Origin of the sequence: Peribacillus sp. TH14 (assembly GCF_016651145.1) — a bacterium.
Classification (GTDB): Bacteria; Bacillota; Bacilli; order Bacillales; family DSM-1321; genus Peribacillus; species Peribacillus butanolivorans.
Genome location: NZ_JAEKEK010000001.1, coordinates 4667476 through 4679588, shown reverse-complemented (window position 1 = coordinate 4679588; position 12113 = coordinate 4667476). Strand labels below are relative to the sequence as shown.

Below are 12113 nucleotides of genomic sequence, written 5' to 3'. Positions count from 1 at the left end.
ATTTATTCTATCTTAGGTGATTTTAAGTGTAAATCACTTAAATTTTAAGGTTACTTCAATTTTTCCTAAAGAAAGAGTGAAGCGTTCAAGATTACCTAAATCAAAACATATATTTTTTACACTTTTAAATTTTAAGTAACATTAGCAATTTGAATCGAATAGTTTTCAATTATACGAGCAATATTTACATACGAGCATTATTTACTATGACTTCTGATTGATTATTTTTTATTCCTGGTTTAACAAAAATCATCAGGATGAATCCAATTAAGCAAACCACTACTGCTTTGCAATAAACATCGCTGGATAACCATTAGTCATGACAAGATAACCAGTTAAGGTCGGAGCGACTATAGCAATTGCGTTAATTATGAAATGGTTAACCCCTGTATATGCTCCAACTCTTGTAGGTGCAGTGTCCTGAATGACTACCCAAAACAAAGCACCACCTAAAAATGAAGAACCAGTCCCCAATGACATTAAGAGTAAAATGACTAATGGAGAATTAACAGTAAGAATGAGTGTAAAGAACAAACCTGTTAGGATAAATGAAATCATGCATAGTCCCGATCTTGCTATCCACAAGTTGTTCGTCCTTTTAAATAGAATATCTGAGATTTTTGGTCCCAGTAGAACAGTAATACAGGCTAATGCCCAAGGAATCATCCCTAGATAACCTAACGCTTTTAAATCGTAATTGAAGACGTCCTGCAGGTATTTTGGAGCCCAGGTTAAAATTAAAAAATTAATGTAGTTCGCACAAAAGTGAGCAATCGAATTTAACATTAATGTTGGACTTTTAAAAAAATGATACCAGGGGGAAATGGCCTTATCTCCACCTTCATTCTTTTTTATGTCATTAGAATAACGAATTACTTCTAGTTCTTCTTTTGAAACAAGGGGATGATCTTCAGGATAATCTGTAAATATTTTGCGCCATATAATCGCCCAAATTATACCAATCGCTCCCAATACGACAAACATCATTTTCCAACCTACTGTAGAAATTAAAAATACGGCAATTGGTGCCGTAATTAAAGCTCCAAATGGGACTCCTAATATACCTATTCCATTCAAAAATGCTCTTTCTTTTACAGGTGCCCAATTTGCCAACGTCCGGGCATTGCCTACAAGAGCAGGTCCTTCTGCTAATCCAAATAAGATTCGAAATACAGCAAATCCTGCAAGTGCAGAACCTCCAAAAACGGCAATACCAATATCCCCTGAAACCCCCATACCCAAAGCAAATATAGACCAAGTAACAGCCGAAAGCATCCACACAAATTTAGGACCTTTTTTATCGGCTAATAGTCCTCCAAAAAAACCGCCAAAAATATATCCGTATCCAAAAAAACCTAATACATGCCCCCATGATTTAGCATTTAATCCATATTCATTTATTATATACTCCTGTGCATAAGCCATTATAGAGCGATCAACATAATTAATAATTGTAATAAAGGTAATCATCATCATTAAGAAATAGCGGTATTTTCCACTCATCTGTTTCACCTCTTTTTAGTATTTTTGTAGAGTTTCTTATTCATCATTACTTAGTGAAATAAATTTAAAATCCAATCAATTTGTAAGGGCTTTCATTTCTAATCATTGCTTTCTTTTGAAAAATTCATTTAAAATATCTGTTACCAGCACCATACTTTATTCGTTGTGTACTCTTTCCATAATCACCTCTCCTCCTCACAATCGTATATTTAGCTGATAAATTATAATTATTGAAATATTCTAAATTTATCCTATAATGAATTTTAATAGGAGTATATCAGTTATATATTAAGGTTACTTTAGGTTTTCCTAAAGAAAGGAGGGAATATGCTATGCAAATACAACAAATTGAATATATTATTGAAGTGGCAAAAACAGGTTCGATTACTGAGGCGACAAATAACCTTCATGTTTCTGTAGCTACTATAAGTCAGTCTTTATCAAATTTCGAACAGAAATTTGGATTAAGCTTATTTAAAAGATCAAGGTTGGGAACCAAACCCACAGAACAAGGAAAAAGAATAATAGAAAAAGCATATAAAATTAGCGATTTGTTAGTAGACTTAGAAAGAGAAGCAAAATTTCAGAGCACAAATATCGATAAAGAACTTAGAATAGTTGCTAGCCCGAGTACTTTACTTACTTTTTTACCTAAAGCTATTTCCGCCTTTAATAAAAAATATCCAAACACAGAGATTATTATTGAGGAAAATCAGAATGTAATTAGGGAAATTTCAAACAATGAGCATGATCTAGGTTTCATCACGGTTGATGAAATGACTTGGATTAAGTGGGGAAATTCAAATAAAAATGTATTGCATTTTGATACATTATTTCAAGGAAGAATGTATATTTGTGTATGCGAAAATTCTCCTCTTGCTTTCAAAGAAAGTATTACACCTGAAGAATTACTAAATCAAAAATTAATTTTACATACCATAACCAAACCTATTTTAGATGATATAATACGCCAATATGGACCCCTTAAGGTTTTATTTGAATCTCCTAATACGGAAACGATAAAAAACTCGATAGCCGAAGGGATAGGGATTAGTTTCCTCTCTGAATTTACTGTAATTAATGATGAAAGAGTTATTAATGGTCAAATTATTATAATTCCCTTAGTTAATTATGAACGCTCCAATTTAACTTGTGGTTTTATCCGTTCAAAAAAAGATATTTTTCAACATCAGCAAGAGGTTTCTTAAAAATTATTAAGGAGCAAAATGGTAAGGGGATTTTTTAATTTATCATAATTCTTTCAATTAGGATCTTATTAATATCTCCATCAATAGGCTATAATCAACATTCATTACTATTAACTTCATAAAGTAAACTACAAATCCCTATAATTTTTGAATATTTTTAGTCCATTTCAGTAACCGCTTAAAAAAATCATTAGCTAAGATATTACACCGTACAGATGCATATGTAAGCTTTTGTACTATACTAAATAACTTTTTCACTTTTTAAAAAGATCTTCCCTTCTGTTCTCTCTTTGTTAGCATTATTTCTAATCAAAAAGTACCCCTTATTCAGTTTTTTATGTCTTATGTCAATATCGGATTCCCTTTGTATTTTGGTGAAAAAAATAAATCAATTTAAAATTTATTGAGCCTTTCTCTGTACTTATCTCCTTAGTTGATGTATATTTCAACATACTTGGATAATAATCAAGTAAAATGGTTTAAACTAACCATACAATATTAATGGAGTGATTTCATGAGTAAAGCTAAGGCTAAAACTGGAACAGGTAAGGGTACAGGTACGGGAACGGGTAAGAAGGGTTGGAATCGTTGGAAAACTAGTGCCAACAAGAAAAAGAGCGCAAAACCTTATGTAAGTAAAGGCGTTAAACACGCGAATGACTCAAAGACAACTACCAATAATACTGGTGATAAGTCTGAAAGATAATCATTATGTAATTCCTATGAGTTAAATTAAAGGTTACTAAATTATGTTCCATATTCTCATACAGGGTATTTAAAAATCTGTATGAGAGAAATGGGTCAAATAGATTAATAACTCTAACTTCCTTCACTCTATAGCTATTGAATTAACCAAGAGCATTTATATATAATAAAGAAAAAGACACTCCCAAACCGGTAGTGTCTTTCGTGTTCATTTGAGGTTTTTTTTAATTTATACAGATACAATCACGAAATGTTCATCTAATCTGACTTTTATGTTTGTTGTGTTAACTTTTTTCGATGATAACTTTATTGTAAAACCGTTTGTAGCCCTTTTTAACAGAGTTTGTTTCTGAATGTATGGCTTCACCAACAACTTGAGCAGATTCAATCAAAGGGGCTACATTATAAAAATGTACTATCTGTTTAGTTTTATTCATAAGCTAAGTAATTTTCGCCATAAGAAGGAACGAATTTTCTACTCTAAGAAATTTTGTCTCTTTTTTGCTAGACTCTTTGTAAAAAGTTAGAAAGCGCTCCAATATCATTAAATTGATATTATTTATTTGGCTACTGCTTTTAATAATTGATTGACTAACAATTGAGATTTCAGACCTTCTAGTCCATCAATCAGTGGTTTCTCATCATTTTGAATACAATTAATAAAATGTTGTACAGCATCTTCAAATCCTCTTTGCTTTAACGTTGTATCCCAAGATGGAGAAAATGAAGTTGAGTGGCTGTTATTAGAAGCAATTTCTAAAGTATTCATGTTCCTAACACTTAAAATTGCTCCATCTGTTAATAGTTCAAGCCTCTCAAGATTAGTACCTGCTTTTCGATGCATGTCTGTAAAGAAAGGTATACCCTCCTTGGATTTATAAACATGTCCTGCATAAACAAGGTAATTCTCACTACTGATATTTACTGTTCCATGCAGCACATCTAAATCACCATTAGCTAACCATCTTGCAGTATCAACTACATGTAAATAATCATCTAACATTCTAAAATCATAAGAATAAGGTCCCATACTATCTGTTCTATGTTTTTCTATACGAACTGATGCTATGTTTTGAGCTTGTTGTTTTGCTTGTACATACATAGGAGCAAAGCGGCGATTAAATCCAACCATAAGCTTTCTTCGTGATTTTTCACTTAACTCTACTAATTTTTCAGCTTCAGCAACAGTTGCAGCTAATGGTTTATCGACATAAACATCTATTCCTTTAGTTAATAGAGAAGATACGACTTCAAAATGTGAGCTAGTGGAACTATGTACGAAAACAGCATCACACTCTGCAGCGAGTGTTTGTAAGCTATTAAAATCTTGAATACGATACTGATTGCAAATCATTTTTCGTTTATCTTTACTTGGTGAAAAAGCACCTACAAATGACCAATCCGTTTCTTTAGTAAGGATTGGTAAATATGCTTTTTGAGCTATACTTCCTAAACCTATCATTCCAATACGAGGTTTTTTCATGTTTGACATCCTTTGCATTGATATTGTTAATAACAAAATTAGTTTACACTGTTTCAGTTGTAAAGCCAAATGAACAAATTATTTTTGCATGTGGTCGTGTAATAGGATTATCAAGTGAACATACTCGAGTCTGTCAAATCCCTTTGTTATTTTGTAGTTCAGATTCAATGCTACTATTTAATCAAGAACCTGGGGCGTACTACCATTTCATGTATGGTATTAACATCAAAACTCTCTTTTTCAAAATCTCCGAGAACGCGAATAATTTTCTCTATTTTTTCTCCTTCTTGTTGCGTTATAAACACCAAAAACGATTCTTCCATACACTCCATCAATTTTTATTCTTCCATTTTTATACTTTTTCACTTTGTTTGATTGCATACATTAATACGAATTCATGCAATCTCCACTATTCTATCTAAGCGTCTGTCCAAAAACTCTAACTGATCAAGAGTCGTATCATCTGAAAATGAGGAAGATAAGTTAAATTTACCCTATAATAGTTATCATTTCCTATTATTTTATATTTAATATTTTTTTACTTTATCAAAAAATACCATATCTCATGATGAATAGTAAAAGAAACAGTGGTTCTGACAGAACCACTGTTTCTTTTACTTAAAATTCCTTTGAGAAAAATGGCAAGAATAACTTTACTCCTCGTCTATTAAAAGGTAAAAATTTCATATCCGCAATTAAATGACTTATGTAGCCTAATATACAAGTAGTGAAAATCCCCTCTATCCCCAAAGATGATTCGAATTGATGAGCAATGACGCCAAAGAAAACGATGCCAGCAATCGAATGCGTATAACTTCTATGAGGTGTGAAAGATGCTAGAATTATATAGATACCTAACAGCCATAACCAGTTTTCCTGTAAAGATAGGCCGCCTCCTAATACCCCTAATCCTGTCAGGGTCAGCATATGCCTTTGCGTTATAAATGTAGATATTATAATAATGCCAATTCCTGCTCCTACACCAACCCACTTTTCCGTTTCAGAACCTTCCAAAACGCTATAAATAATCATGAGAATCCCGATGGTTTGTGCTAAAGTTCGGATGAACTTGTGTGAAAAGGTAATTCTATTGCTTAACTTTCCGTCAATATCCATGTCGGGCATTAGACCTGAAACACCCCCAACCCCAACTAAGAATAAAGTAGTGGTTGGATCGGTTTGAAGTGTGTTTGCTGTTAAAAATCCCACTGCTGCTCCTAATGCCATATGCGCTGTCCCGTTCACTGTCTCTCTCCTGTTCTTCTAAGAAGTTATCTTCCATATCACAATCGAATGTTTGTTCGAACACCTTGCTTTTTAACTATACAATATTTTTTACTGAATTTCTTTATTTCTTTTAAAAAATGGGATTATTCCTTGATTTCAAAATAAGAAGAACCTTATTCCCTCTTTGTAATGTTCTTAGAATCCTTTGAATTTTGTTCACTCACTTCTAGTCGTATCACCATTTTCAGGTTAAATAGTTATTGGGCTATCCTACTCGTGAAAATCATGAAAAACGAAGAGGCAATAAGTGCTAAAATTCAAAATAAATCATGAACAATATTACAAAGTACACAAAGAGGAATTGAAATAAAGAATATGAAAGCTCATCCTGGTGTCGCTAAGCTCGATGCAATAAGGCAGATTTCTCTTTTGAGAAAGAAACTCATAATGCTTAAGTAAATATAGCTACACAAAGCTAACCAGAAATGTTAGAGCCAAGTAGACTTCGTCTTGACTTACTCTATAAAAATATTATATTGAAATTAACCTTATTAAAGGCTCGTATTTATATACAAAACCTTTAAAATTTTTTTTCTAACGAGACTTTTTTATTAGAAACTTTATCAATAATATGAATATACTAATCTATAAGGGGAGTGATCCAAATAGCCTTTCTAAACGCCTTCAATAATTTTAAAAAAGGGAAAAAGTCTAAGAAAATAAAAAACATGGATTTTAGAGAGCAACACGTAAAGAAATCTTCTGAGCTTATTGGTAATAATGTAATCGTTCAAAATATAATTAACAATCACCTTACAAAAAAAAATAACCACTTGTAGGGTGGTTTTTATTTATTGTATGAAATTTCTTCATTCTTCACCATCGTCAACGTTACATCATATATATAGTTATATTGTAGATAATAATCGTATATGACATTGTGTAGAATTTTTATTAGTGATTTATCGAAGGTATCGAATTCCGTTTGATAACTGCTTAAAACCGTGACAAATTTGCCGTCTAGGTTTTCATAATAATGCAAGAGAAAATTCTTATAATATTCACTGTCACTGTTGCTTTTATTCGTTATACATGGATCACCAGTTTGGATGGACTTATCAAGCATCGATTTGATGGATTTAGGTAGCTTAGCTTTTTTGAATTGATTTAAGTTATAAATTTCATAAGTAAAGTCAAGTCCTAATTGATTGGAATAAAACTCGATCGTACTATCCAATGTATAAATTAAGGGAGCTTTAAAATCCTTGCTATTTGCAATCTCCTCTGATATCTCCAGCTGAAATTCCTCAGATGTTAAATATGCTTGCAAATTTCATTTTTGAACTGCTCACGCTAAACACCTCAAAAACAGCTGCATCTTGTTTTTCAATCTCAATTTCTATATTAAAAAACTTAAAGTGTTTTAGCCGGTAAAAAGCAATCGGTGCTAATAAAAAAAGTAGTATCCACACTAGGTAAAGAAATAATGTGTTGAAGATTATTTGATAAAACTCAGATGTTACAATCGGTTCTATGATTAACGTTATCAATGTATGTTCAAAGCCTTCAGAAATAGCTGGATTCTGTGTATTTACGGGATTGACGACTTTATCAGGCTCCTTCCACGTTTGGATTCCTAATAGGGCCATCGCAACCAGTGTATAAACAAAAATCAAAATAGTCCCAATCACATATAATTTTGGCATGAATCCTATAATTCTGTCGAAAACAGAAATTCGCTTATTTTTCTGCTCCTCTATAGCCAATGTGGACGCTCCTTTTACAAATTAATATAAAATAGAAAAAGTCAATAAAGGGACAAAAAAAGCATCCTAGTCTTTTCCTATTTAATAATATGTTTGTAATCAAGCGAACATACGTAAATGTTGGTTGAGGGTAACTGATTTCCTTTTTTCATCCATTCCGAAACAGATACCTTCCCGTTTGGCTTGATATCTACAGCCATTTCTAGTGTCATCTATGAAGTTTCACTTTCTAGTTTTATCCACACCAACATTATGACGTGGGTATTATCATATGTCCTAAATGTAACAGGATCTATGTACCTAGTGTCACGACGATTGCACCCCGAAATTCGTGAACTTCCCTTATACTTGAAATTAAGGCTATTACGGGTTCTTAAAAAAAAGGAATAATTCGAAAGCGCTTTCGATTAAATCAAAAATGCCAGGCTCCTCAATCGTGTAAATGAGGAGGTCAGCTTTTATACATAGAATTCCGTATCATTTTAGTTGTCCTTTTATCGCAAATTCTCTCACTTTATTTAAAAACATCTCCAATGCTTTTGATGCTTCGAAATCTTTCTTTTTCACCACTGAAAAAGGTCTAATAAAGGCTTCATTTTTCAAATGAAAGGTCTTCAATTCACCGGTTTTCAGTTCTTTTTGCACGGTTAATCGGGATAACAGTGCAATGCCAAGACCAGCCATAACTGCTTCTTTCACTCCTTGAATACTGGTAAAAATAAAGCTTCGTTTTATGTTTAGATCTAGTTTGTTTATAAGTTTATCTGAATACGTACGAGTTCCCGACCCTTGCTCCCTAAGTACCCATGTTTGATCCTGAAGCATGGCACCATCTATGATTTCCATTTGTGAAAGTGGATGATCAGGCGGAACGACGACAATCATTTCATCATTCATGAATGAGTTAACATCAATATCTTTATAATCCGTTTCCCCTTCAATCAGACCTATATCAATCTGGTTAGAACGTACGCCTTGAATAACTTCATTAGAATTTGAAATAATAATTTGAATATCAACTAGAGGATATAGGACAGAATATTCCGCCAAAACTTTCGGAAGATAATATTCTCCTATTGTAAAACTAGCCCCAATTTTTAGAGTCCCACTTACCACGTTATTAAAATCATTAATTTCTCTTATTGCTGTCTCATAGTGATTCAGCATTTGCTTTGCATGCCTATATAAGATTTTTCCAGGCTCTGTTATTTGAACCTGTTTCGGGGAACGGTAAATCAGTTTCGTCCCCAATTCATTTTCCAGATTCCTTATATGAAGGCTAACTCCCGGCTGTGACAGATTAAGAATATCACCTGCTCTTGAGAAATTTTTCTGTTCGATTACGGTTACAAAAACCTTTAAAGGATCCATAGTTACCTCCTCTTTATAATTTATTTTACCATAAGTAAAAGTGATTATTACAATAGCAAATATATATTTCACTTATTTTTAATTTACCCTTAAAGTAAAGGAAACAATAAAGATGGAGTGTTCAACTTGGGAAAAACAGCAAGAGAAACAATAAAGCTTGGCTTTATTAAAGGGATAGTTTTAACCCTACTAATTGCTATTGCAGCAAAATTCTTGGCAGAGCTCCCCTTCCTTCATATAATGGGGCAGCTCGTCATAGCGATATTAATAGGGGTGTTTTGGAAATCCATAGTCGGCTTGCCTGATTATGTGGTTGCAGGGACCAATTATTCTAGTAAGGTTCTTTTGCGATTTGGTATCATTTTGTTAGGGATGCGTTTGAACTTAAAGGATATTTTTAATGCTGGACCAAAAACTTTTGCTGTCGGAGCTATTAGTCTTGTATTTGCTATATTAATAGTTTATGGATTGACCCGTCTTTTTAAGGTCGAAAAAAAGCTGGGTATTTTGACAGCCTGTGGAACAGGAATTTGTGGAGCTGCGGCTGTCCTTGCGATTTCCACACAAATTAAAGCAAAAGAAAAAGATACAGCGATTGCCGTGGCAACGGTTGCGGTATTGGGAACAACCTTTACATTTGGTTACACCATTCTTTACCCATTCCTAGGTTTATCAGATCAGGGATACGGAATTTTCTCGGGAGCTACACTGCATGAAATTGCTCATGTAATTGCCGCTTCAGCACCAGGTGGAAATGAGGCAGTAGATATGGCAGTCATGGTCAAGTTAACAAGGGTTGCCTTACTCATTCCTGTTGCAATTTTTATTGGATTCATAATGAATTTGAAAGAGAGAACAGCTAATCCTGGGAAGAAATTTTCATGGAAATCTATCCAGATTCCTTGGTTTATTTTAGGGTTTTTAGCAACTAGTGCACTTTATTCTACAGGAGTAGTACCAGAAGCTATTGCTGAATACATTGTTTCACTTTCTTATATCCTCATGGCAATGTCTATGGCGGGACTCGGATTAAATATAGATCTTGTAATATTCAAGAAATATGGTGGAAAACCATTTGTTGCTGGTCTATTCGGTTCAATCTTATTATCAATTCTTGGTTATGTATTGGTCCGCGTATTACAATTAAATTAATATTCACAAAACAAGCATTCCTTAATTGGAATGCTTGTTTCAGTTTGTAGACAAAAGGGGTTCGGAATGTTTTAATTCCGGACCCCTTTTGAAATCCCCTTTGAATTTTGCTCAAGATTAAGAGATTGGGCCTCTACGAGCCCACTTTATTAAGCCATTCTTGGACCTTGCCATGTCCAATTGGCTATCTTCTTTAAATTCATGGCAGCGAAAGTAAGCATCGCCTGCATCGACAATTTTTTAAGTCCCCTTAAAGTAGTCCAACGCATACCATGCTTTTCTTTTGCATCTGCGAATACACGCTCTATTGTTTCTTTACGTTTCGCATATATAGGTTTTACATCCTTGTGATGACGCAGATGATCTGCTTCTTCCATATAATTTTGCCAGATATGGCGTGTCACCACTTTTTGATGGTCTTTGCTTACTGTACACTGTGATAAAAATGAGCATGTCGCACAAGTGTGTTTGGGTGATTTGTACTCGCGATAGCCCTCTTTATTTGTTGTTGAGTACTTTAAAATCTCGCCCGATGGGCAGAGGTAACTATCAAAATGTTCATCGTAAACATAGTCATGCTTGCGAAAGAACCCTTCTTTTGTTCGTGGACGTGTATAGGGTAAAGCTGGTGTGATTTCTTTCCCAAAAAGGTAGCTTGTAATAGCTGGTGTTTTGTAAGCTGCATCTGCGGCAACAGCTTCAGGTTTTCCAACTTTCTCAATCACTTGTTCAACAAGAGGCTCTAAGATATGACTATCATGCGTATTTCCCGGTGTTACAATCGTCCCCAGCACAAAACCGTTGCGGTCCGCAGCCGCATGAAATGAATAGGCAAACTGTTTTGTTCGTTCATCTTTTACATAGTAGCCACTCTCAGGGTCAGTTGTACTTTCTTTAATTTCTTTGGTTTCTTCTTTATCAAATTTATCCGGTGGAAAAGGCTTCTTTCCCTTGTTTTCACGATCTTGATTTATTTCTTCTTGAAGGCGTCCTTGGTATGCTCGTGTTTCCTTACGAACGATTTTCTTTTCGAATTTTCGCTTATTCGCACTGGCTTTCACATGTGTTGAATCAACGAATACGTGCTCTGCACTTATTAACTTTCTTTCTGAAGCTGTCATTAAGATACGATAAAAAATCCGTTCAAACAGGTCTGTATCTTTAAAGCGACGCTCATAATTTTTCCCGAACGTTGAGAAGTGAGGTACTTTATCATGGAAACCGTAACCTAAAAACCAACGGTAAGCCATATTCGTTTCAACTTCTTCAATCGTTTTACGCATCGAACGAATACCGAAGGTATATTGAATGAATGTCAATTTAACTAAAATAACTGGATCAATACTTGGGCGCCCTATCTCTGAATACATATCTTTCACCAAGTCATAAATGAAAGTGAAGTCAATGTCCCCCTCAATTTTACGAACCAAATAGTTCGCTGGCACCAGTTGATCCAAAGTAATCATTTCAAGTTGATCTCGCTGAATAGAATTATGTTTCGAAAGCATCGTCATCACCTCAAGTTTTAATACTTCTATATTAAAACAAAAAGGACTGTAGGCAAAAGTGGTTATATCTAATTGTTAAAACAAAGTTGATTGGAACGGAAGGTGCGAGACTCCTGCGGGAAATGCGTGTCCAAGGGAGACCCCACAGGCGCAAAGGCGCCGAGGAGGCTCCCTGACCGCCCGCGGAAAG

The 12113-nt window shown here is 34.1% G+C and carries 10 protein-coding genes; 3 read left to right on the top strand and 7 right to left on the bottom strand.

Annotation, left to right across the window (positions count from 1 at the left end; genetic code table 11):
* Window positions 1-279: 279 nt before the first annotated feature.
* Entirely contained in the window at window positions 280-1503 is a 1224-nt protein-coding gene (locus tag JFU50_RS22770) for an MFS transporter (RefSeq protein WP_242489079.1), read from the bottom strand.
* Window positions 1504-1835: 332 nt separating this feature from the next.
* Between JFU50_RS22770 and JFU50_RS22765 the strand changes: the two genes are divergently transcribed.
* A complete protein-coding gene (locus JFU50_RS22765) occupies window positions 1836-2711 on the top strand; it encodes a LysR family transcriptional regulator (protein ID WP_201224255.1) in 876 nt (291 codons plus the stop codon).
* 514 nt (window positions 2712-3225) lie between these two features.
* Window positions 3226-3417: a DUF3934 family protein gene (locus tag JFU50_RS22760; RefSeq protein ID WP_201185089.1), complete on the top strand. Its 192-nt coding sequence runs from the start codon at window positions 3226-3228 to the stop codon at window positions 3415-3417.
* A gap of 558 nt (window positions 3418-3975) precedes the next feature.
* Here the strand turns inward: JFU50_RS22760 and JFU50_RS22755 are convergent.
* The 5 genes from JFU50_RS22755 to JFU50_RS22735 all read right to left on the bottom strand — a co-directional run bounded on the left by JFU50_RS22755 (window position 3976) and on the right by JFU50_RS22735 (window position 9263).
* A complete protein-coding gene (locus tag JFU50_RS22755) occupies window positions 3976-4899 on the bottom strand; it encodes a Gfo/Idh/MocA family protein (protein ID WP_201185091.1) in 924 nt (307 codons plus the stop codon).
* A 618-nt stretch (window positions 4900-5517) separates the two neighbouring features.
* Window positions 5518-6144: a metal-dependent hydrolase gene (locus tag JFU50_RS22750; protein WP_201185093.1), complete on the bottom strand. Its 627-nt coding sequence runs from the start codon at window positions 6142-6144 to the stop codon at window positions 5518-5520.
* 829 nt (window positions 6145-6973) lie between these two features.
* On the bottom strand, window positions 6974-7363 hold the full coding sequence (locus JFU50_RS22745; protein WP_207198819.1) for a hypothetical protein: 390 nt from the start codon (window positions 7361-7363) through the stop codon (window positions 6974-6976).
* 70 nt (window positions 7364-7433) lie between these two features.
* A complete protein-coding gene (locus JFU50_RS22740) occupies window positions 7434-7892 on the bottom strand; it encodes a hypothetical protein (protein ID WP_201224253.1) in 459 nt (152 codons plus the stop codon).
* 477 nt (window positions 7893-8369) lie between these two features.
* Window positions 8370-9263: a selenium metabolism-associated LysR family transcriptional regulator gene (locus tag JFU50_RS22735; protein WP_201185095.1), complete on the bottom strand. Its 894-nt coding sequence runs from the start codon at window positions 9261-9263 to the stop codon at window positions 8370-8372.
* 126 nt (window positions 9264-9389) lie between these two features.
* On the opposite strand from JFU50_RS22735, the gene JFU50_RS22730 reads away from it, so the two are divergent.
* Entirely contained in the window at window positions 9390-10415 is a 1026-nt protein-coding gene (locus JFU50_RS22730; protein WP_201185096.1) for a YeiH family protein, read from the top strand.
* 149 nt (window positions 10416-10564) lie between these two features.
* Here JFU50_RS22730 and JFU50_RS22725 read toward each other — a convergent pair whose 3' ends face one another.
* Window positions 10565-11923 carry an IS1182 family transposase gene (locus JFU50_RS22725; RefSeq protein WP_201224252.1) on the bottom strand — a complete coding sequence of 453 codons (1359 nt, stop codon included), beginning with the start codon at window positions 11921-11923 and terminating at the stop codon, window positions 10565-10567.
* Window positions 11924-12113: the final 190 nt, after the last annotated feature.